Origin of the sequence: Actinomadura sp. SCN-SB, from assembly GCF_043906805.1 — a bacterium.
Classification (GTDB): domain Bacteria; phylum Actinomycetota; class Actinomycetes; order Streptosporangiales; family Streptosporangiaceae; genus Spirillospora.
Genome location: NZ_JBIMPP010000025.1, coordinates 51,767 through 73,555 on the forward strand (window position 1 = coordinate 51,767; position 21,789 = coordinate 73,555).

Annotated in this window: 17 protein-coding genes and 1 pseudogene; 9 read left to right on the top strand and 9 right to left on the bottom strand. The window is 68.4% G+C overall.

Annotation, left to right across the window (positions count from 1 at the left end; translation table 11 throughout):
* Window positions 1–259: 259 nt before the first annotated feature.
* Complete coding sequence (locus tag ACGWYJ_RS18150) at window positions 260–451, bottom strand: DUF397 domain-containing protein (protein WP_395107204.1); 192 nt, start codon at window positions 449–451, stop codon at window positions 260–262.
* Window positions 448–1,260, bottom strand: coding sequence for a Scr1 family TA system antitoxin-like transcriptional regulator (locus ACGWYJ_RS18155; protein ID WP_395107206.1), 813 nt, complete (start codon window positions 1,258–1,260; stop codon window positions 448–450). Before ACGWYJ_RS18155 ends, ACGWYJ_RS18150 begins: the two co-directional genes overlap by 4 nt.
* A gap of 103 nt (window positions 1,261–1,363) precedes the next feature.
* Between ACGWYJ_RS18155 and ACGWYJ_RS18160 the strand changes: the two genes are divergently transcribed.
* Together ACGWYJ_RS18160 and ACGWYJ_RS18165 are read left to right on the top strand one after the other, a co-directional pair.
* The gene (locus ACGWYJ_RS18160; protein WP_395107207.1) at window positions 1,364–1,753 is read left to right on the top strand and encodes an ATP-binding protein; all 390 of its coding nucleotides are present in this window, start codon (window positions 1,364–1,366) and stop codon (window positions 1,751–1,753) included.
* A 74-nt stretch (window positions 1,754–1,827) separates the two neighbouring features.
* Window positions 1,828–2,037: a hypothetical protein gene (locus ACGWYJ_RS18165; RefSeq protein ID WP_395107208.1), complete on the top strand. Its 210-nt coding sequence runs from the start codon at window positions 1,828–1,830 to the stop codon at window positions 2,035–2,037.
* A gap of 260 nt (window positions 2,038–2,297) precedes the next feature.
* Here the strand turns inward: ACGWYJ_RS18165 and ACGWYJ_RS18170 are convergent, their stop codons facing one another.
* The 4 genes from ACGWYJ_RS18170 to ACGWYJ_RS18185 form a co-directional block, all read right to left on the bottom strand.
* Entirely contained in the window at window positions 2,298–3,551 is a 1,254-nt protein-coding gene (locus ACGWYJ_RS18170; protein ID WP_395107209.1) for a hypothetical protein, read from the bottom strand.
* Window positions 3,552–3,816: 265 nt separating this feature from the next.
* Complete coding sequence (locus tag ACGWYJ_RS18175) at window positions 3,817–8,841, bottom strand: class I SAM-dependent DNA methyltransferase (protein ID WP_395107210.1); 5,025 nt, start codon at window positions 8,839–8,841, stop codon at window positions 3,817–3,819.
* On the bottom strand, window positions 8,838–11,588 hold the full coding sequence (locus tag ACGWYJ_RS18180; protein WP_395107211.1) for a DEAD/DEAH box helicase: 2,751 nt from the start codon (window positions 11,586–11,588) through the stop codon (window positions 8,838–8,840). The genes ACGWYJ_RS18175 and ACGWYJ_RS18180 overlap by 4 nt, the downstream gene beginning before the upstream one ends.
* Window positions 11,589–11,601: 13 nt before the next feature.
* On the bottom strand, window positions 11,602–12,600 hold the full coding sequence (locus ACGWYJ_RS18185; protein ID WP_395107212.1) for a serine/threonine-protein kinase: 999 nt from the start codon (window positions 12,598–12,600) through the stop codon (window positions 11,602–11,604).
* 1,325 nt (window positions 12,601–13,925) lie between these two features.
* Here ACGWYJ_RS18185 and ACGWYJ_RS18190 point away from each other — a divergent pair.
* The 3 genes from ACGWYJ_RS18190 (at window position 13,926) to ACGWYJ_RS18200 (ending at window position 16,062) form a co-directional block, all read left to right on the top strand.
* Window positions 13,926–14,438, top strand: a complete 513-nt coding sequence (locus ACGWYJ_RS18190; protein WP_395107253.1) for a flavoprotein — start codon at window positions 13,926–13,928, stop codon at window positions 14,436–14,438.
* A 77-nt stretch (window positions 14,439–14,515) separates the two neighbouring features.
* Window positions 14,516–15,628 (top strand): PP2C family protein-serine/threonine phosphatase, encoded by a 1,113-nt coding sequence (locus ACGWYJ_RS18195; RefSeq protein WP_395107213.1) that lies wholly within the window; start codon window positions 14,516–14,518, stop codon window positions 15,626–15,628.
* Between the two features lie 110 nt (window positions 15,629–15,738).
* Window positions 15,739–16,062: a DUF3040 domain-containing protein gene (locus ACGWYJ_RS18200; protein ID WP_395107214.1), complete on the top strand. Its 324-nt coding sequence runs from the start codon at window positions 15,739–15,741 to the stop codon at window positions 16,060–16,062.
* 28 nt (window positions 16,063–16,090) lie between these two features.
* Here the strand turns inward: ACGWYJ_RS18200 and ACGWYJ_RS18205 are convergent, their stop codons facing one another.
* Window positions 16,091–16,660 carry a hemerythrin domain-containing protein gene (locus ACGWYJ_RS18205; protein ID WP_395107216.1) on the bottom strand — a complete coding sequence of 190 codons (570 nt, stop codon included), beginning with the start codon at window positions 16,658–16,660 and terminating at the stop codon, window positions 16,091–16,093.
* Window positions 16,661–17,031: 371 nt separating this feature from the next.
* On the opposite strand from ACGWYJ_RS18205, the gene ACGWYJ_RS18210 reads away from it, so the two are divergent.
* Together ACGWYJ_RS18210 and ACGWYJ_RS18215 are read left to right on the top strand one after the other, a co-directional pair.
* Window positions 17,032–17,451 (top strand): CBS domain-containing protein, encoded by a 420-nt coding sequence (locus tag ACGWYJ_RS18210; protein ID WP_395107217.1) that lies wholly within the window; start codon window positions 17,032–17,034, stop codon window positions 17,449–17,451.
* A gap of 46 nt (window positions 17,452–17,497) precedes the next feature.
* A complete protein-coding gene (locus ACGWYJ_RS18215; protein ID WP_395107218.1) occupies window positions 17,498–18,001 on the top strand; it encodes a nitroreductase family protein in 504 nt (167 codons plus the stop codon).
* A gap of 8 nt (window positions 18,002–18,009) precedes the next feature.
* Here the strand turns inward: ACGWYJ_RS18215 and ACGWYJ_RS18220 are convergent.
* Window positions 18,010–19,569 (bottom strand): annotated as a pseudogene (locus ACGWYJ_RS18220) (FAD-dependent monooxygenase).
* Window positions 19,570–19,724: 155 nt separating this feature from the next.
* Here ACGWYJ_RS18220 and ACGWYJ_RS18225 point away from each other — a divergent pair.
* Both ACGWYJ_RS18225 and ACGWYJ_RS18230 read left to right on the top strand, forming a co-directional pair.
* Window positions 19,725–20,156, top strand: coding sequence for an Lsr2 family protein (locus tag ACGWYJ_RS18225; RefSeq protein WP_395107219.1), 432 nt, complete (start codon window positions 19,725–19,727; stop codon window positions 20,154–20,156).
* 223 nt (window positions 20,157–20,379) lie between these two features.
* Window positions 20,380–21,060, top strand: a complete 681-nt coding sequence (locus ACGWYJ_RS18230) for a hypothetical protein (RefSeq protein ID WP_395107220.1) — start codon at window positions 20,380–20,382, stop codon at window positions 21,058–21,060.
* A gap of 6 nt (window positions 21,061–21,066) precedes the next feature.
* On the opposite strand, the gene ACGWYJ_RS18235 is transcribed toward ACGWYJ_RS18230, so the two are convergent.
* Entirely contained in the window at window positions 21,067–21,759 is a 693-nt protein-coding gene (locus ACGWYJ_RS18235) for a hypothetical protein (protein ID WP_395107221.1), read from the bottom strand.
* Window positions 21,760–21,789: the final 30 nt, after the last annotated feature.

Here is a 21,789-nt window from a genome sequence, read left to right on the forward strand (position 1 = left end):
CATACGACTTTATGCCGGTGCGCACGGCCAGCCGTCCGACGTCGGTCAAAGCACAGGCAGAGTTTGCGGGGGAGGGCGACGTCGTCGCTGAGACGGACCCCTGTTCGAGGTAGGCCCTGGCCGCACCCCCGGCTCAACGCCGGGACTAGGGAAACCCCGGCGGCCTTCGGTAATCCTCAGCTTCGACCCGGCTGAGCGCCGACTTCGCCAGGTCAACGAAAGGGGCGAGGTATCGCGCGTACTCAACGCGTTGCTGCCGTCAGGGCAGGTCGTGCGCTCCGCGCTTGATGTCGGCGGCCAACCGGCGGAACCGCTCGACCGGAAGCGTGATACGGGGGCCGTTCGGGTCCTTGCTGTCACGCACGCCGACCGCCCAGGGGAAACGCGCCAGTTCGACACAATCTGAGGTCGCACTGCCGCCGCTGTGGCTTGACTTGTGCCAGTTCGTCATCCGTATCTCTCCAGTTCGGCCGCCAACAGTGCCCGGGAGTGCCCGACTGGGGCGGCTATGTCGCCGATGCGGTCATACCTTATGGCGACCTCTTCCACGTCGAGAGGATCCGTCAGGAAGCGGCCTCGCGTGACCGCTTCGGTGTATGCCAGATCACGGCCGTCCGTGCTGACGATCTTGAATGATCCGTCCAGCCCTGGGTGGGCTCTGTCCTGTCGCTCCAGGACCCGGATGCTCACGTACGGGTGCTCACTCAACTCGACGAGACGGGCGAGTTGTTCGCGCATGAGTTCCGACGGCCCGACCGCTTGCTCTAGAACCGTCCAGTTCAGTATCGCGGTGAGATGCGGAGGATTGGGTCTGTCGAACACGGCGGACTGACGAGCGAGCCGCCGCTCCAGGGCGGCTTGAGGGTCCGCTACCGCGTTGCCGGTGAACGTGGCGAGAGCATAATCCGGCGTCTGAAACAGGCCGGGAACGTACAGCGTCTCCCACATGCGAATGCGGCTCGCACGCCCTTCGTACTCCGTGAGGCCAGTGAACCAGTCTCCCTCGTCGCTCGCTCCGGCAAGTGCGACCAGAGACGTGAACATGTCCCCCGTCCGCCACTCTCGGTCGATGATCTTTGCATGCTTGTTGGTGAGCTTGAGCAGGCCGGACTCATATCTGGAAACGGTAGAACGATCACAGTCCAGAACGTCCGCCAGCGCCTGTCCGGTGAGACTGTGCGCTTCACGGTATCGGCGCAGGTGCACGGCGATGAAGTGCCAGAGCGAGCGATCGTGAGCGAGAGAGTCACGCAGCGACATTCATGATCTCTTTCGTTGCGGTTGCTTCCGGAACGTAGCGAGCTTAACCCGGCACGGGCACTCTTGACCTCCGAAGCATCAAGACATTGCGAAGGTCGTTGATATGTCCGCATCCGCCCCGGAAATACCGACTCTCTTTCTTGATCCCACGGACCAAGCGCCAGCACTCGCAAGAGACTTTCTCTCCGTCCATTTCGGTGAGTGGGGTTCCGCCGACGACTTCATGGCGCGTCTGGTGGTGTGCGAGCTGGTGACCAACGCCTGGCGGCACGGCGAGGGGAAGATCATCCTTCGCGTCTTCCGCGACAGCCGCCCGGATCTGGCGGTGATCGAGGTGTGGGACCAGGGGAACGGGCTGCCGGTGGTCGGTCAGGAGGACGTCGAGGCGACGTCGGGCCGGGGGCTGCTGCTCGTAGCGCAGGTCGTCCACAGCTGGGGAACCCGACCGATCACGGAAGGCGGAAAGATCGTATGGGCCAAGTGCGCCCTCTGAACGCCCGGGTCGAGCGGCACGTCCTGCGATGGCGGACGTACCGGGGCCGCGAGACAGCGGAAAGGTTCTTAAGCGTGTTGGCCGTCCCCCTGGAGCGCCGCGGGTGGCGTCTCGTCCGGCTCTACCGTGCGCAGGGGTTCCCCGTGCCCCTGCTGTGGGTCTACGCCGACGGCCCTGACAATCACGTCGGGCTCGGGGTTGTCGTGCTGGCGGTTCTGGGCGGCGCATGGGGATACCACGACGCGGAGCGCGGACGGCACGGCTACCTGGCCCCCTTGCGGTGACGCCAAGGCCGCCGCCGGACAAGTCGAAGACCTTCTGAAACACCGCATGTTCCCCGGCACCTGGTAGACCACACGAGGGACGACCCCATGGGTGGGCCCAGAGTCGTCCCTCATTCCCGGCGGTGACGCACGGCCCCGGCTGGGGAACTCGGGGCGTGCCCGTCACCGTCCGCCCCGCCTCTCTGCATGCCCCAGTGCAGAGAAGCGGGGCCACGTCCAAGAGGCTCCGGGCCGCGCAGCGCCGACCGGTCGGCGCTTGCTCACGCGTCCTCGGGGTGCTTCTTCTCGTCCCCGCGCAGACGGCGCGCTCGCTCGGCGATCTCGTCGGAGAGCTTGACCCTCACCGTGTTGGCTCGGGTGAGAGTTTCGCTGCCACGGCTCCTGGCGGCATCGACGCCCTTCGCTCCGGTCTCAAGCGCCTTGTCCCTTACCTCTACGGCCGCGTCCGCCCAACGCCTCGCCTCCGATGACCGCTCGGCGGATTCAATCCCAAGCAGCTCATGAAAGTCATGAACGCCGCTCGTGACATGGTTGCTCGCCTGGACGACAGCCGGGGAGCTGGCCGGGTGCAGCAGCACCTTGGCGTTGGCCGTGCCGGCGGCCGCGTCCATCCGGGCCACCAGGCGCTCGGTGCACTCCGAGATGAGCTCCAGGCGGCGCTGCCGGGCTGCCTTCAACCCGAGGCGGTGCCCGTCCAGCTCGTCCGGAGAGGCGTCCAGCACCCGGTCGAGCTCCAGCACGGCGATCGCGTCCTGCAACTGGAAGCAGCGAGCCAGAACAGCAAGCCACCCCCGAACCGTGGACTCGGCTTCCTTAGCGGCTGCGGCTAGGTCGCCGATCTTGGTCTTGCGCTCCATCTTCTCCGCGAGTGCATCGAGTTGCCGCAATGCGTACGCCTGGGTTTCCGCGATCGTCGCCGGCGCGGTCTGCACCTTCGACCACGTGACCTCGTCCACCCGGCCCCGCTTCTCCCGGATGGTCATGGACTCCTCTATGACGAAGCCCACTCCGATCATGCGGGCGAGGACCGCGTCCTTCTGGGCGCGGAGCACGTCGTCAACCTTCTCGTCGATCGTGGCGAGATAGTCGGTGATCTCGTTCATGGTCTGCTGCATCGCGATCTGCGCCATGATCCCGGCGGCACCCGCAAGCACCGCCGGGTTGGTCACCAACGATCGGGGAGTCTTCACGAACTCGACGAACCCCCTGATCTGCCCCTTGTTCCCTTTCACCACACCTGTGCTGAGACCCGACTTCGAGCTTTCCCTCATCCCGTACTTCTTGACGACCTCCGCCGACTCCTTCGTCAGCTTCACCCAGCGACCGGAGTTGGCGGCGATCTCTGAACCCGCCTGCGCGGCAACGGCCCCGGTGGCGACGATGGACTTGAGCCGGGGCATACCGAGGTCCTTCGACGGCAGTCCCTCCGAGGCGAGGAAGCGTTCGACATCCTCCGCGTCACCGATGACCGCCAGCCCATCACCGTCACTGATCAACTGGATCTCGTTGTCCATCGCCCACTCCTAAAGTGGCTGCCCAGAGTTGGCATCGTGCGCGCGGCGGTCGCCGGGCATGGCCGAGTTCTTCCGGTGATGGGAGGTTGAGGTGCCGCCCCAGACAAGAGAAGGAGGCATCACCTTGCTCCAAAGCGAAGCCGACACCTGGGCCGGGCCGGTTGCGGACCTCAACGACAGCGCCGTTCGCGAAGAGCCCCTTCCCAGGGCCGACACGAAAGCTGGGTCAAGTTATCCCGCGAGTCCTCCGTGACCAACGTCGGCCTCACGGCTCGCTGCCTTCGGCATCGTCGGACGGGATAGGCCCGTCCCATCCGGACGCGCGCAGCCGCTCAGCGAACACCGCATGGGCCTGGCGGTACTCGGCCTCCCGATCGGCCTTGTAGAAGGGCGCTTCGTACCCGTCGGGGACGGGTCCATTGATTTCGGGGTCTAGGTGGTCTTGGAGCTGCTTGAAGTGCTCCTTGGTCTGCCCGTAGCCGAACACGTTGTAATTTCTCGCGATCCTGCGTCCCCGAGAATCGAACCAAATATCGTTCTCCCGATCAGCGAGCACGGGAAACCTGGAACGATATATGCCTACCAACTGATCTGCCGACATGCCAAGCCAGGCGGCCACAAGAGCGTCAATTTCAACGAGCGCTGCACGACGTTCGCGTTCACTGCGGAGTGGCGTGTTATAGTTCCACTCGGATATGGTTGCTGCTGGATCATTGAGCGAACCCAACCCTGGCCACTCCACTGCCCATTCGCTAACTCTCCAGGCAGGATCGTGCAACTCACTCCAGAGGGCGGCATAGGCATTAGTTAGGCAGTTAAGCCGCAGCACCCGAAGCAACAGCATCGAGGCCAATGGATGGTCAGGGCAGGCAGCAGGCATTGCGTTCGCTTCTGCGTACTGAAGATGCGACCGGCCAGTGATACGTAGCATGTAGTCAATTGGCAACGCCGCCCAAAATCCCGCAGCAAGAGCGGTACTACGGTTATCACCGAGCGCCAAGGAATGAACCGTGTGGACGTGCGCGGGGCCAGGTGGGATCAGCGCAGCAAATAGCGACCGTTCGGTGTTGAAGGGGATCATGCTCCGCCAGGCGAGACGATAGAATTCCGTGGAGCGCCGGACAGTAGTCGCTCCCTCCACCCACCGGTCCTGTGCAGCAAGATAGGTCTCCTCGTTACAGGCCCGCTCGTAATTGGCGATCGGAACAGCGTCGACTGGAAGCCGCTCAATATTCCACGCGGACCAGTCCTGATTATTGCGACACGGCACGTTTGGCTGCTTGGCGAACGGTGTCGCAATGCCGAAATGCGGCCCCTGGAGGATCACTTCATCTAGTGTCTTCGGCTTCCCAGTGTTCCAGCGAATGAGGCCCTCATCCTTGGCGTTTTTTTCGTTGTAGCCAGAGCTGATCCTCGGCCCTTGACCACCCAGCCGGTCTCGCACCCTCGCCAGGGACGTGATCGCGTCCTGCTCGACGACCGTTGCCGGAGCAAGCAATGGCGTCTCCTCTGGGGGCCCGTCGTACCCGGTTAGCTCTTGCCATTCGCGCAGTAGCCCCTCGTCAACGAGTACAAGCCGGTCCCGATGGGGTCGAAGGTCCCAATCGCCATTGTGTTTCATGCCAACGCTTGCGCCCACGCCATCATGTGTGAGTGACCCAACTAGTGTGGCCGGGTGGAAGAGCCAACTCACGTTGATGAAGCCGACTTTGGTGGCGGGGCCATAAACATGCAGGCCGAACTCAGTGTTCCTGCTGACCGGCTCAGGGAAGGCCCAATTGCTTACGTTAGTGAAGTGCCCATGGACCCGCAGGTGCCGGTAGGCTGCCGCCCGGAGGCGTTGCTCCTTCACCCCACCAAAGTGGGTGTCCGGATGGATGAGGCCAGCCATGCCCGCTTCCCCGAGGTTGTTCCAGACGCGGCACATGAAGGCGCGGTAGAGGTCTGGGCGGGTACCAGTCAGGTGTGGATAGGCGCTCCTGGAACCGAGGGTCTCAACCGTCCCTGTGTTGGATGACAGCTCATACAGATAGAAAACCCGCGCGTCCTTCCTTGCCAAGACAGCACTCTTGCGATCCCGCCACTCGGTGACGTTCGGCTTGTCGGCCAGCTTGAACCACGGCTCCAGCTCAGCGAGCACTGCGCCCTCCTGCCAGTCAGGCCGAACCCACGGGGGATTGCCTACTTGGAGATCGAAGCCGCCACTGGTGAAGACCTGGGCGAACATGAGTTCCCAGTGGAAAAAGCCCTCTTCCTTGGCGATCCTCTCGGCGGTGGCGAGCCAGGGGAAGCGCTGGTTGAGGCGGAGGTCGCTGTCCATCCCCGTCCAGCCTGGAAGCTGGTTCTCGTACTCCTCCAGTTCGGCTAGGCCGCTGAAGTGGTGGGCCAGGGAGTCTTCTGGAACGTCGGCACGGCCGAGAACGGCTTCGGCGAAGTCGAGCCAGTCGTCCAGGTTGGCCAACGGAATGACGCGGCGCACCTCGTTCAGGCGCGGAGTGCGTCCCTTGGTCTTCTTCCACTTTGCGCCGCTGCCGGTGGCGACCTTGGCTTCCGTGACGGCGCTCATGAGGTCGAGCTGCTCAGGCTGGCTGCCAAAGAGCGAGTCGGTGACGTAAACCCGCGAGAGGCCGGTGTCCTCGGGTTGAGAGGCAGGGCGGTCGTCGTCCGTGATGATGTGGACGGGTTCAAGCTCGTCCGTCTCGGTTCCGTACACATCGGCGGTGCCGTCCAGCAGGTCGGCCTTGTCGAGGGGCCAGAACCAGAGGGCGCACCAGGCGTCCATGACGGTTTTCAGCCGCCAGTACGGCGTTCCGGGCGCGGTGAGGTCCGCGTACACCTTCTCCTTCGGGATGGCGTGTTCCGGCTGGTCGATCCAGTCGGCGCCCCACACGTCGATGGCGCGGCTGATCTCGCGTTCGGAGATGGTGAGCCGCTGGATGACCAGTTCCCACAGGTACTCGGCGCGCTTCGACAATGCCTGGAGGCGCTTGAGCTGGGACGTCTTGCGGCCCTTGTCCGAGACCTTCGCCCTCATCTTTCTGCGCCAGGCGGCGAGCTGCTTCGCCTGGTCGGGGGCCAGGTTCTTGGCCTCCTTCGCACCGGCGACGGCTCCCCAGCCTTCGGCGGGCACCAGGAAGTGGTGGACCTTGCCGGACGGGATCTCACCATCGCGGAACGGGATCTCCTCCGGGGCCTCCTTCAGCCAGGTGCCCTTGGTGAGCTGCGCCGCGTCATACACCTTGCGGCCTGCGCCGATCAGGGAGTTGCCGCGTCGGAGGTGCAGCCCGAACCACGGGGCCTGGAGGCCGGGGTGCATGACGTTCAGCCACAACGACACCTCGGCCAGCTCGATCGCGGTGTCGTTGAGGTCCACCCCGTACGAGTTGTGCAGCGCGATGTACGCCTTGACCCGCTGCAACTCCTCCTCGTACTTCTCGGGGTCTATGTCCTTGCCGAGTTCCTTCTGGCGACGCTTGAGGTACTCGGCGGCGACTTGGTTGATGGCCTCGTTGAGGAACGCGCCCGACCCGAGGGCGGGCTCGCAGATCTTCCAGCCGAGGATCTCGCGGGCCGTCGTGGTCGTCCCGTCCTGGTCGAGGCGATACTTGAGCGCGAGCTGGACCGTGACCTGCGTCAGCGACTCGGGCGTGTAGTACGACGCCGACGTCTCGCGGTCGCGGCCAGCGAGGCGGTAGACGAACGAACCCTTCTCGTAGCGGAGGAACTCCTCCTCGCCGTGAAGGTCGTCGTCCTCGCTGCGGCGGACGAAGACGTCCTGCGGGTAGTCGCCGGCCTTGGACGCCGGGATCATCCACGAGCCGTCCTTCGGGTCGCCGTTCTTCGCGACCTCGTACAGGTCCTCGCTCGCGATGAACCCGGTGTACGACATCAGCCCCTCGTACACCGCGCCCAACTGGTTGATGCCGAGCTGCGCGTACGAGATGAACCCACCGCGCTCCTTCCTCCGTCCCTTGGTGAGCATGAGGCGGCGCAGCACCCGATGGAGCGTCTCGTTGCGGAGGCGCGTGTCGATGACGCGCTCGTCCTCGTCGTCGCCCACCGAGATCGAGCCGATGAGTTTCACCGAGTCCCGCTCGAACAGGTCGGAGCGCAGGGGCTCGAATCGCAGGCCCTCGCCGTCCGGGCCATCCTCGTCACGGGTGGTGCGGGGCCGGTAGCCCTTGTTGACCATCCGGAACAGCAGGTCGAGCGACTCGTACAGGTGGAACGAGTTGCGGGCCTGCTCGCTGGACAGGTCGTTCACCACCAGGTCGCCGAGGCGGGCGAGGCTGTACCCCTTCAGGTAGTCCTGGTCGTTGGTGGGGAGGATGCCGAGGTCGGGACGCGCCTCCGCGTACAGCAGGAACAGGATCCGGTACAGGTACCGCAGCGCCTCGCGGCCGAGCTGGGCGGCCAGCTCGCGCGACTCCATGATGTCCTCGGGCTTGGCGCCCTGCTCACGGATGCGGCGGAGGACCTCGTTGGCGATCAGCTCGACGGACTCCTTGAGCCCGTCCCGCAACTCCTTGGAGACGCCGACCGCGTGGTTGCGGGAGCTGGTGAGGAGTTCGGCGAGCGGCTCGTCGCCGCCCTCGGCGGGCGGCAGCAGCGAGTCGGCGCCGAAGAGGGCGGCGATGACCTCCAGTTCGGCCGCATCGTTCCGGCCGAGCGCGACGTCCAGGCTGACGGCGATGTACCGGCCCTCGCCCCAGCTCCCGCGGTCCGCCAGCACCAGCACGCCGCCGGCGAGGATCAGCACGTAGCGGGGCGGCTCGTCCGTGGCGAACAGCCAGGTCGCGAGCTTCGTGCCGTCCTCGATCCGGTCGTTGCCGTCGAGCTGGAGCGGGTGGAGCAGGCCGGAGTCCATCGCGGCGTCCACGTCGGTCGCCCAGCCGCACTCGATGGCGATGAGGTGCCGGTCGGCGTAGGCGACCTGGACCACATGCTCCTCGTCCGTCCGCCGGACGGTCAGCGCGCGCGGCTCCGCCTCGTACCCGAGGGCGCGCAGGATCGAGCCGTGCAGCTCACCGAGCTTCTTCCGCCATTCCGGCAGGTCGTCCGGGACGAACTCCTCGCCGCGGAGCCGCTCGTCGAAGTCGGCGAAGTACTTGCGGTCGGCGAAGTACGGCTTGCCGAGCGCGCGGAGCCCGCGGCGCGGGGTGACGCGGCCGTCCTTCTCCTCGTCCGTCCAACGGGCGTGAAGGCCCCGCTTGATGTCCTTCGGCAGCACCTCGGCCAGGTAGTGCGCGGAGAAGTACTCGCCGCGGTTGACCAGCGAGTCGAGCCTCACTGCGTGGCCTCCTGGGGGACGAGGACGGCGAGGACCCGCAGCAGCGGCTCCCCGGTGGTCTGCAGGGAATCGAGCAGGCGCCGCTGCCGCTCGACGGTGTCGTCCACGCGTTTCTTCGTGCGCTGGGTGGTGTGCATGCCGTCGAGGGTGAGCTGCCGCCACGACTCCAGGTGGTCGCGGTAGTCGTTGAGCGGCGCGACGATCTCGGCGTCGTAGTGGGCGCGCCTTTCCTCAAGGTGGCGGCGCGCGGCGGCGACGGCGTCCGGGATGCGGGCGGTGAGCGGGGCGAGGTCGACGGGGCGGCCGGTGTTCGTCATGTCCGGGCCGACGCCGGCAGCCGCCAGGATGTCGGGCATCTTCCCAGGCAGGACCCGGCCGGACGCGACCGCCATCCACTCCACGACGGTCGGCTGGCCGAAATGGTTCGAGTACACGCCCTGCACCAGATACGTCGGCTCGTCCACCTGCGCGACGATGACGGGCGCGGTCTGCCGGCCGAGCTGAACCAGCACCTTGTCCGTCACCCACTCCACGAGGGGGTGCAGGTCGGACAGGTAGGCGATGTCGGGCCACAGGGTCTTCTGGTCGCGGGCCTCGGCGAGCTTCCGCTTCGCGAGGTCCTCGTCGAACGTGACCTTCATGCGCTTCTTGACATCGTGAGTGCGCAGGTAGTCGGCGGGCAGCGCGGACAGCCTGTGAACGAGGTCCTTCGGCGGGGCGAAGGCGAGGAGCGCGCCGTCGTCCTCCAGGTCGGGCAGCAGGTTCAGCGTGTCGATGGCCTCACCGACGAACTCGCGCGTGTCCGCGAACAGCCGGGGGACGTCCGCGCGGGGCGGGGCGCCCTCGGTGACCTGCCCCTCGATGGGGCCGAGCAGGTCGCCGAGCAGGTCGTCGATGGGGACGTCCGGGACGGACTCCTCAACGGTCTTGCCGTTGAGGAGGTCCTGGATGAGCCGCCGCTCCTCCGCCTCCGGCCGGTACTCGCCGGTGATGGCCTCGGCGGTGCCGAAGGCGCGGTGCGCGGTCTCCTCCTTCTCCAGCAGCTTGGCCGACACCGTCCGGTCGTCCTTGACGCCATCGATGCCGGAGGTGAGCAGGAGAGCGGAGAACTGCGGCCGGTGGCGCTGCCCGTAGCGGTCGATGCGCCCGTTGCGCTGCTCGATCCGGATCAGGCTCCACGGCACGTCGTAGTGGATCAGGTGGTGGCACTGCCGGTGCAGGTTGACGCCCTCGGACGTGACGTCGGTCGTGACCAGCAGCCGAACGTCGCTGCCGCTCAGCCCGAACCGCTCGATGATCTGCATCTGCTGCTGGTCGGTCATGCCGCTGCCGAGCATCTTGTCGACGGCCTTGGCGGGCAGCTTCAGCCGCTTCGGCAGGACGTCCGCCAGCCAGTTCACCGTCTCGACGCTCTCGGAGAACACCACGGCGCGGTTGCCGTCCCGGACGACGATCCTGTCCAGCTCGGTGACGAGCGCGTCCAGCTTGGACGAGTCGCTGTCGGTGATCTGGTCGGCGAGTTCCTTCAACGTGGTGAGCGCCCGGATCTCATGCTCCTCCTTGGCGTTGCGCAGCCGGTTCGCGACCGTGCTCTGCAGCGCGCGATGCGACGACAGGAACGCCTTGAGCAGCGTGTACGGGAACAGCCGGTTGCGGGAGCCGGCGACCGGGCCGCCGGTGCGCTCGTCCCCCGCGAGCCACACCCGCGTCAGCTCCTCGAAGACCTTCTCCTCTTTCGGCGTGGCCTGGCAGGTGATCGGGACGGACGGCCCCCGGTCCGGCCACTTCGCGCCCATCTGGTCGCGGACCTCCGGGCTGATCTTGGTGCGCCGGATGTAGAGGTGGTCGATCTGCTTCGCCTCGTAGTTCTCCGCGTCCACGATCGCCGCCGGGTCGAGCATGCGGATCAGCTCGGCGAACGACTCGGCCTTGCCGTTGTGAGGGGTGGCGCTGGCCAAGAGGAGTGCGTCCGTGCGGCGGGCCAGCAGCTTCGCGAGCCGGTTGCGCAGGGTGCGCTCGCCGATCAGGTTGTGCGACTCGTCGATGACGACCGCGTCCCAGTGCATGTGCTCCAGGTGCTGGCCGTACTTGCCCTCGTTCTTCAAGGTGTCGACCGACACGATGATGCGCTTGTAGTGCGTGAACGGGTTGCGTCCGGCGGGAAGCTCCTGCTGGATGCGCTCGATGCCGACCGAGTCGAGGCGGATCAGCGGGATCGAGAACCGCGTCCACAGCTCCCGCTGGAACTGTTCGAGAACCTGCTGCGGGGTGACGACCAGGATCCGCTCGCCGCGGCCGCGCCGGATCAGCTCCGCCAGGATCAGCCCGATCTCCAGCGTCTTGCCGAGGCCCACCACGTCCGCGATGAGCAGCCGGGGCCGGACGCCGCGCAGCGCCAGCTCGGCCGGGCGCTGCTGGTAGACGAGCGGATCGAGGAGGAACCGGTCGGACAGCGCCAGGCCGCGCTCCGTCTGCGGGAGCGGCGTGCGGCGCAGCACCGCCTCCAGGAAGAGCCGGCTCTTCGCGAACCGCGGCGTGTCGTCCATCTCCAGGACGGTCTCCTCCGGGCGGAGCAGGCTCACGTCGTCCAGGTCGGTGAAGAAGACCGCCTCCTCGTCCCGCACGAACTCCGAGGCGCCCACCGCCGTGATCTTGTGGCCGTCGGCCACGGGCACGCAGGTGCGGACGATCCACTCCGCGTCCCGGACCTCTATCCGGGCACCGGGCGGGTAGGAGGTGTCGGTCACGAACGGGTCCTTCTCAGAACGGAGCGGTCACGGCGTAGGCGGCGCGGAGGCGGTCGGCGAGGCGTGCCACCACCGAGCCCGGCGGCGCGACCTGCGACAGGTCGACGCGGCGGCGCGGGCGCGGCGGGACGTCCTCGGGATCGGATTCGCGCTCCACATAGGTTGCCAGGGTCAGCGCCCGGGTGGCCGCCGGTAGCGGGTCGCAGAGCGCTTTGAGCCGCGCCCGGGCGTTGGCCACCGTCGGCCTGGCACCCGGATCGTGCGCCAGCATCGCGGCGACCGGCGCGACGAACGCGTCCGGGAGCCCGCTCATGTCGGGCGGGGCGTCCGCAGAGACGATCTTCGCCATCAAGGCCACGATGGTGTCGGCCTTGTAGGGGTAGTGGCCGGTCAACGCGTAGAGGAGGGTCGCCCCGAGCGCGTGGACGTCTGCCGCCGCAGTGATCTGCTTGGGCGTGAGGGCCTGCTCCGGGGCCATGCACGTCGGCGTGCCGAGCGCCGCCGCGGACGTGGTCAGGTCGGTCGGCCCTTCGGCGAAGGCGACCAGGCCCAAGTCGATCACCGTGGGCCCGTCCCGCCCGAGGATGATGTTGGCGGGCTTCAGGTCGCGGTGCAGCAGCCCCGCCGCGTGGATGTCGTGCAGTGCGTCCGCCAGCAGAACGCCGAGGGCGGCCGCGTGCTCGATGCTCAGCGGGCCCCGCTCGCTCACGAACTCCTTGAGCGTGAGGCCGCGCACGAACTCCATCGCCAGCCACGGCTGTTCCCCGTCCGCGTCGGACGCGTCGACCAGTGAGGCGATGTGCGCGCCCTGGACGGTGCGGAGCGCCTCCGTCTCGCGAGCGAAACGTTCCCGGACCTCATCCCGGTCGATGAGCTCCGCACGAATCACCTTCACCGCGACCTGCTCGTACTGGTCCGTGACGCCGTAGTAGACGCGCCCCATGCCGCCGGAGCCGAGGCGTCCGTGCAGGGTGATGCGGCCACCGATCCGCCTGGGATCAGACCGGTCCAACCCTTCCACGCTCACCCGCCTCGTCGCCGCCACTCATCCATTCACGCCGACACCAGTCCGAGTAGAGCAACCGTGAGACGGCGTGATCGACACGAACCAAGATCACTCAGCATCCCCTGATCTCAGTGTTCATCACGTGAACACCAACACGCTTGTTGACTGTGCGCACCTGGCCAGAAATGGACTGGTGACCCCTTCCAGGTAGACGGCCGGGCACCCGCATCCGTTGACACAGACCTCACCCGGCTGGACAGCCCCATCGCCGATCGTTGCGACAGGGCTTTCCAGGTGATCGAGTAGCCGAAGCTCGTGCTACCTATCCCTGGGCTTCCTCGACCAGGTCGGGCAGATCACGCCAGGCGGATCAGTTCCCCGTGCTCGATGTCGCCACAGTCAAGGTCTTCTCGAAGCTCGTCAGTCATCTTCGTATAGTGCAGGAGCGACTCGAAGACCCGCCGGGGATCTCCAAGAGCACAAGGCCACGTTCGGGCTTGATTGCGATGACTTCACCTTCGACCAAGGACAAGGACGCACGTCGATGGCACTAGGGTCCCTGGCGGCGGCGGAGGTTTTGCTGTACCTGCCAGGCGGTGGCCGCGAGGCCGATGATGCCCGGCTCCTGACGGGTGGGGCCGGCGTTCGATCGGCTTATCGGGTGCGTGGCGCATGACCGCCTTGTCCAGGCTTTCCATGTCCAGCCGCCAGCCCTCGACCCGTCGTGACACCAGCGACGGCTCGGCCTGTACATGCGGAAGCCAAGGGGCCAAGGCGGCTTCGCTGAACTCCTGCTGCTCCGGGGTCAGCGGTGGCGCGTCCGGCTGCCGCCCCGTGCGGCGATGCCAGCGGGATTGAGCTCGACCCCGACGCAAAGACGGCGTCCCTTCTGGCCGCCGTGACCGTGCCGAACGTCGTTAGTGTGACGATCAAGCCAGGTCCGGGATCTCGAACGATCTGATAGATCAGGAACAGGTCCACGGCGCCGAGAGCGGACAGGATCGGCATAGTGCCCCGCCGCACTGCCGGGCGACATAGGCATCGTCGGCGAACTCGTGGGGCGTGTCATCAGGCCCCATGAGCAGCGCTCCCGTGCCGGACGCGCTGACGGCGGTACGGAGGCGCGCCGAACGTGGTGAATCACCGCGCTGCTCGAATGATCGCATGCCGCGCTCGGCTCGGGCTCACGGCATTGCTGGTGTGGTGATAGGCGCTGGTTCCTCGCGCACGTTGAAGGGGCAGCCGAACGCCTCGCTGTAGGCCCGTATTCGGTGGTGGCCGATGGCATGGTGTTAGTGAGTCGTGCAGTGTCCTGAGATGGGGGGTCGGTGGTGGGGCTTCTTGGGGTTGTTGTTTGTGCGGCCGGGCCTGCGGGGGGCGTTGGGGAGCTGGTGTCGCTCGCGCAGGGGCGGGGGTGGGACGTGCAGGTCATCGCCACGCCTTCGGCGCTGGACTTCATCGATGTCGAGGCGTTGGAACGGCAGACGGGGAATCCGGTGCGTTGGCGGTACCGGAAGCCCGGGGAGCCTCGGGCGCCCTTGTCGGACGCCATCATCGTGGCGCCGGCGACGTACAACACGGTCAACAAGTGGGCTCATGGCATCAGCGACACCTATGCGCTGGGGGTGCTCGCGGAGGCTCCTGGGATGGGGACGCCGATCGTTGTGCTGCCGTTCGTCAACAGTGCACTGGCGGGGCGGCACGCGTTCAAGCAGAGTGTGTCGACGTTGCGCAGTGAGGGCGTGCGCTTCCTGACGGGGTACGGGGAGCGTCCGCCGCGGAGTGAGGGGGACGACCATTTCCCCTGGCATCTGGCGTTGAGGGAGGTCGAGCGGGCCGGCTGACCTGGGCCGCCGGATTGCGGCCGTTGGGGATGGGGAGGTCAGCGTGTGCGCCCTGAGGGGCGGGAACGGGGGGAGAGGTGATTTCCAGGCGGGTCGGCGGATGGTTCCTGCGCATGCTGCCGTACGGAGTGATGGTCCTTGTGGCGGCCATCGACTTCGTCAGCGGTCCCGGGCACGCCTTCCTGCCCATCCTGTCGCTCGGGCCGGCGTTCGCGAGCCTGACCGGCGGGATCAGGCGGATGGTCGTCGTCGGCGCGCTCGCGCTGGCATTGGCGGCGTTTCTGGCGGCCTACAACGGCCTGCTGGGCACCCGCACGGCCTACCTCAGCATCGTCACCATCGCCGGTGTCGTCGCCGCCGGGATCTTCGCGGGGAAGATCAGGCAGAACAGCGCCAGAGAGCTCGCCGACATCCGTACGGTCGCGGAGGCCGCGCAGCGGGTGCTGCTGCGTCCGGTACCGACGCGCGTCGGCTCCATACACGCGGCCGTGCGTTACATCTCGGCCACGGCCAGGGCCCGCATCGGTGGCGACCTGTACGAGGTCGTGGTCACCCCCAAGGGCGTGCGGCTGATCGTGGGGGACGTGCAGGGCAAGGGACTGGACGCGGTCGAGACAGCCGCCGCCGTCCTCGGCACGTTCCGCGAAGCGGCCTACGACGAACGCGACCTGCCGGGCGTGGCCATGCGGTTGGAGCGCACGCTGTCGCGTCAGTTGAACGACGAGCAGTTCGTCACCGCGGTCCTGGCCGAACTCCAGGTCGCCGACCGCATCCTCCTGCTCAACTGCGGTCATCCCGCGCCGCTGGTGCTGCGCGCGGACGGTGACGTCGAGCTGGTCGAGCCTCCCGAGCCCGCGCCGCCACTGGGCATATCGCCGCTCGCCGACGTCCGGCCGCCGCTGTCCGAAGTGCCGTTCGCGCCCGAAGACCAGCTCCTGCTGTACACCGACGGTGTGATCGAGGCACGCGATGCGCGCGGGGCCTTCTACCCGCTCGTCGAACGGGCCGGGCTGCTTCGGGACGATGACCCGGAAAAGGCGCTCGACAAGCTCCAGGCGGATCTGCTCGCGCACTCCGCGTCACCGTTCCAGGACGACGCCGCGATGCTGCTCCTCAGGCGGCGTTCCAATGCGCTGTCGCCCGAAGGGACCCCGGCGGCATCGGCACCACAAGGCCCCGGGCAGGCTTGACGCGCGGACGGCACGCTTTCCGTCAAACCGCGCATGGGCTGCGCCCTGAGGGAACGCATTTGAAATGAGACGGCGTTCCGACGCGTCGCCATGACGGGGGAAACACGGAGATGAAGCTCTCGCAGTATGAGGCGCGCAGGCTCCAGCAACTGGAGCAGCGGCTTGCGGTGGACGATCCGGACCTGGCCTCGCTGCTGTCCACGGGTTTTGAGGAGCCCGACCCGCCCGCGCGTGTCTCCCCGCGGCCGGCCCCGCACGGCGTGCCGACGCGCGGTGGCGGGACGGCGACGGTGATGGTGCTCGCGCTGGCTTTCCTCGCCCTCCTCGTCCTGGGCGCGCACGCGCTGACGACGAACCCGCCCGCGGTCGAGAACAGGACGCAGTGTCAGGCCGCCGGCTGTGAAGACTTCCGGCGGTACGTGCCCGGCGAATGACCGGGCGCGTACCGGCGGAAGAGGCGTCTCAGCGGGTGCCTCGGCCGGTGACCTTGTCGATGACCCTGTCGGCCATCGCGACCGCGGCGCCCGCGCCCTTGAGGACGCCCGGCTTCGGCGGTGTGTTCGGATGCGGCCGGGTCGGGGCCCGCTTCTTGCCCTCTTCGAGCTTGCGCCCGAGATCCTGAGCGCGCTCCTGCGAGATGACCCTGCGCAGCTCAGGCCACACCTGGTCCTCCTCGTAGGCGATGTGCTCGCGGCCCTCGGCGATGAACGAGGCCAGCAGTTCCTCGAACCGATCTGAGCCGGCTTCGGCGTGCCTCAGGTCGTTGAGGGTCTTCTTGGCGTCCTGTTCCTGCGCGACCGCGTGGTCGGCCAGCCGGTCGCCGTCGGGGACGAGCTCGCGCACGGTCGGCCAGAAGTACTCCTCCTCGACCGCCTCATGTTTGGACTCCTCGATGATGAGCTGCTCCACCATGTTCTTGCGGAGCCGCCGCTCGTCCTCGCCGGACGGCGCCGGGCGGCCCTCTTCGAGTTCGGTGAAGACCCGCTTGACCTCGGTATGGTCCCGGGAGAGAACATCGAAGACGTCAGGCATCGGTTCTCCTCTCATCGGTCTCCCCCACCCCTGCCCGCTCCGCGCGCGGCAAACGTACGACCATGAACGAGGTTGAAAATCACCTCGTCAGGAGGTGGGCGGAGGGGCCGCGGGCCGCGAGAGCGACGGCACCCAGGGCCTCGGCGCGGTCGCCGATGAGGGCGCGGGCGGCCGCGCAGGGGATCTCCCAGCGCGTGCGGTTCGCCCCGGGAGGCGGGGAGCAGACAACCCGCACGGCGCGTCCGGGCATCGCGCCGGTCCGCTCGCCAGGTACCACGGGGGGGATCCACGCCGCCGCGGATACGGAGCAGATCCTTGGGTATGCGCGGCGTGAGAGATCGCGAATCCGCAGAACATCGAGGGGGTCGACCATGGCACAGATCGTGGGAGAGGTGATGACACCCGCGCCGGTGGCGGTGCCGCCCGAGGCGTCCCTCGTCCATGCCGCGGTGCAGATGCGCGAGCACGGGATCGGTGATGTCCTGGTCGCCGAAGACGGCCGCCTGGTCGGGCTCCTGACCGATCGCGACATCGTGGTGCGCGGGGTGGCGCTGGGCCGCGACATGGCCGCGACGACCGTCCGCGAGGTGTGCAGCGCCGACCCGGTCACGGTCTCCCCGGGCGACGACGCCGAGACGGCCGAGCGGCTGCTCCGCGAGCACGCGATCCGCCGCCTGCCGGTGGTGCAGGACGGCCGTGCCGTCGGCGCGATCAGCCTCGGGGACCTGGCGATCGAACGGGACTCCCGGTCGGTGCTCGCGGACATCAGCGCCAAGCCGCCCAACACCTGAGCGGACGGCGCACGACCGATCAGCGACACCGAGAGAGGCCAGCCGCGTGGAAACCTGGGAAGCCATCACGTCCCGGCGCAACGTCCGGTCGTACAAGGACGAGCCCGTGCCGAAGGAGCAGCTCGACAGGATCCTGGAGGCGGGGCGCCGGGCGCCGTCGTCCCAGAACTGGCAGCCGTGGGACTTCGTGCTGGTGACGCAGCGGCGGCGCTTGGAGGAGCTGGCCCGCGTCTGGGGAGGCGCGGGGCACGTGGCGCGCTCGGCCGCCACCATCGCCCTGGTCACGGACGCCGCCACGCAGGAGAGGGCTCGGTTCGACCTGGGCCAGGCCACGATGGCGATGATGCTGGCCGCGGCCGACCTCGGCATCGGAAGCGGCCACGCCAGTGTCTCCGACCAGGAACTGGCCCGCGAGCTGCTGGGCTTCCCCGAGGACAAGGTCTGCGCGTTTCTGATCGCGTTCGGGGTGCCGGCGGACCGGCCGCTGCGCCCGGTCCAGCGGCCCGACCGTAAGCCGTTCGACGAAGTGGTGCATCGCGAACGCTGGTAGGCGCGTCTTCAGCCGGTGACGACCTCGCCCAGGGCACGGCGCAACGCCACGGGAAGGTCCGCCGGGTCGTACAGTACGGCCGCGACATAGGCGTCGGGACGCACCAGCCAGATCTCCCCGGAACGGGCGCCCAGGGCCTTGGCGAGACCGCCCGTCCGGTCGATGTCCGCAAGGGCGAGCACCGGCACCGGCGCGTCCCGCAACGTGACACCCTCGGTCGTCAACGCGAGGAACCCGTCCCGCGCCAGAGCGCGCATGCGGTCGCGGCGCGCCGTCACGGGCGCGTCGGGAAGCAGGATCCCGGGACCGGGCGGCGGGACGTGCCCACGCGGCGGGCGTCCCGCGAAGGGACGTTCCGGGTCGGGCGTCGTGAGCGGGGACGCGACGTACCAGAAGGGCTCGGCGAGCCGGCCCGAATCCACCTGGCGACGCGCGGCAACGTCGGTGGCCGCGCGTGCCAGCACGTCCGCGCGGTGACGGCGGGCGGCGTCGTCCTGCGGGACGAGGAAGTCCATCGTCGCGGAGGTGACCTCAAGGTTCTCCAGCGCGGCGGCGTGCCGTTCGGCGTGGTAGCTCCCCAGCAGTCCGGGACCCGCCTCGCCGCTGAGCGCGTAGGCCAGCTTCCACGCGGCGTTCTCCGCGTCCGCGACACCCGAGTTCAGGCCGCGGGCGCCGAAGGGCGAGTAGACGTGCGCGCAGTCGCCGGCGAGCAGGACCCGGCCCACCCTCATCCGGTCCGCGACGCGCGAGCTGAAGCGGTACACCGACTTCCACACGATCTCGTACGGGCGGTCGCCGACGATGGCGCGGATCCGCGCGTCCAGCCCGCCGGAGACCTCCTCGGCCGCCAGGTCGTAGCCGGCCGGGACCTGCCAGTCGATCCGGAACGTCCGCCCCGGGCACGGATGGATCAGCACCTGGCGGCCCGGGTTCCAGGACGGGTCGAAGTAGAACCGCCGCTCGTTCGCCCATCCCGGCAGGTCGGCGCGGATGTCGCAGATCAGGAAGAGGTCGTCGAACGAGCGCCCGTCGAACGCCACGCCCAGCATCCGCCGCACGCCGCCGTGCGCGCCCGTGGCGGCCACGGCTTAGTCGGCGCGGATCTCGCGCGTCCCCCCGCCGGTCCGGCAGGTGACCGTCACGCCCGCGTCGTCCTGGTCGATGCCGGTGACCTCATGGTCCCAGCGCACGTCGATCAGCGGTTGCGCGGCGATCCGCTCGTCCAGGATCTCCTCGGTACGGGACTGCGAGATGTTGACGAACGGCGGGAACGCCGACACCCCCGGGTCGGGCAGAGCGTAGGCGAACAGCTCGCGGTCACGGCAGAACGTGCGCGCGGTCGTCCAGGTGACGCCCTCGGCCGCGATGGCACGGCCCGCGCCCACGCTGTCCCACACGTCCAGGACGTCGCGCTGCTGGCAGATCGACTTGGACCCGATGCGGTCGCGCCCGGGACGGCCGTCCACCACGACCACGCGCACGCCCCAGCAGGCGAGCAGCAGCGCGGCGGTCTGCCCGACGGGCCCGTTGCCGAGCACCGCGACCGTTCCGCTTCCCATGGGCACCATCGTCACCCGGGCGGCCCGTCACCGGAAGCGCGGCGCGCATCCGCCCTTCCGCGCGGTAGTTGTCACGGACGGTAGCGCCACGCCGGTGCGGGGCGTCCGGTGTTGTCCCTGCCGTCCGCTAGCGTCTGGGTAGCCGGCCTAGCAGAAAGGACCACATGGCGGAGAAGGTCATTCTCGTCGACGACATCGACGGGACCGAGGACAGCGATGTCGCCAAGCGTGACTTCGAGGTCCTGGGACGGACGTTCACGATCGATCTCAGCGAGGCCAACGACAAGCGGCTGCGGGACGCGCTCGCCACGGTCGAGCAGTTCGTGGACAGGGCCCGTGAGGTCAAGGCCGCCGGGCGGGGGCGCAAGGCCGCGAGCGCGGCGAAGGTCAAGGGTTACACCAACTCCGACGTGCGCGCGTGGGCGCGGGAGAACGACGTCGAGGTCTCGGCGCGGGGCGTGATCGCCGACGAGGTCTACGCGGCGTTCATCCAAGCCCACCCCGACGCCGCGCCCGACACAGCGCCCGACACCGTGCCCGACACCGTGCCCGCCGCCCAGGCGCCTCCGGCGGACCAGCCCGACGACGACGCTTAGGGCGACCCGCAACCTGGAAACGGACGGCACGCGCGGCGTGCCGTCCGTTTTCTTCGCCGGCGGTCCGAATCCCACGCGCTCCCCCCTTCCCCGGAAGTCCGTGCGGCGGTCATGTGTGCGAAGTCACGCGCGCGAACGGGGGATGGCGTTACCATCGCTGCGTGCACGTGCATTCGAACGCGCATATGCACTGCCTAATGCACGGGATTCTTGCGGGGTGACGGTGGACGACGCAACGACGCGCAGAACGATGCTGGCCGTGCACCGGACGATCCTGTGCGCGGACGTGGAGGAGTTCTGCCGTCCCGATCGGACCAACCCCGTCCAGGTCGCGGTGCGGGCCGCCCTGCGGAGGTCGCTGGAGACGGCGTTCGGCCGGTCGGCTCTGCGGTGGGAGCGCTGCCACCGCGAGGACCGGGGGGACGGGATGCTGATCCTGGTGCCGCCGGACGTCCCGAAGGGACTGCTGGCCGGGCCGTTCATGTCCGCGCTGGCCGCCGCGCTCGCCGAGCACAACCGCCAGGTCCCGCCCAGCACCAGGATCCGGCTGCGGGTCGCGGTGAACGCCGGGGAGGTGCAGTTCGACGCCCATGGCGTGGTGGGGACGGCGATCAATCAGACGTTCCGGCTGCTGGAGTCGAAGCCGCTGAAGGAGGCGCTGCGCACCTCGCACGCCGATCTGGCGCTGATCGTCTCCGAATGGTTCTACGGCGAGGTCATCCACCACCAGGAGGCCGGCGAGTTCGGCGTGTTCCACAAAGTGCCGGTGCGGGTGAAGGAGACGACGGCCTGGGGATGGCTGCGGCTGCCGCAGGAGGCGCGGGTCCGCGATCGGGTGCGCACCATGGCCGACCAGGACGTCCTCGACCATCCGGAGATCGAAGCCGCCCTCGCCGGCCCCTGAGAGAGGTCAGCCCTGGCCGCGTTCCTCGGAACGCCGCGACCGCCCCTGAGCGCGCCGGCCTTCCTCACGGCCCTGGGGCTCGGGGCGTGCCCCGCGTCCGGAACGGCCGCGCGGCTCCGGAGCCTCGCCGGGGAGCCCGTGGGCGTCCGCCTCGGCACGCGCGCCCTCGCGTGGGGCGGGATGCTCGGCGGGAACGCGGACCGCCACCTCGTCCTTCTGGAGCAGGCCCGCGGTCTCCGCGTACTGGCGCCCGCGGGGGGTGATGTCCCAGGCGTTGTGACGCCACTCCTTGCGGCGCCACACCACGCCCGCCGCCAGCAGCTTGCGCCCCACCCGGCTGATCTCGGTCTCGTCGGTGCCGAGCTCGGCGGCGAGCTCCTTGTTGGACATGCCCTGCCGCCGCGCCACCGCCACCAGGAAGCGGGCCGCGTGACCGTTCGGGTGCAGGCTGAGCTGGAGCCCGGACGGCAGCCGCCGCAGTGCCCAATGCACCGTGTCGATCAGGCCGAGGATCCGGCCGCGCTGCTCGCGCTGGTCGCCGTCCAGCGCCGGGACGTCCAGATAGTGGGTGCGGAACAACCACTGGAGGCCGTCCTGCACCTCGATCAGCGCCGGTTCGTCCGCGCAGAGCGACGCGTCGGTGATGAGCATGCCCAGGGCGCTGAAGTGGCCGTCGCCGACCCCCTTGCCGTGCTCCATGGAGCCGATCAGCCGTCGGGCCTCAGACCT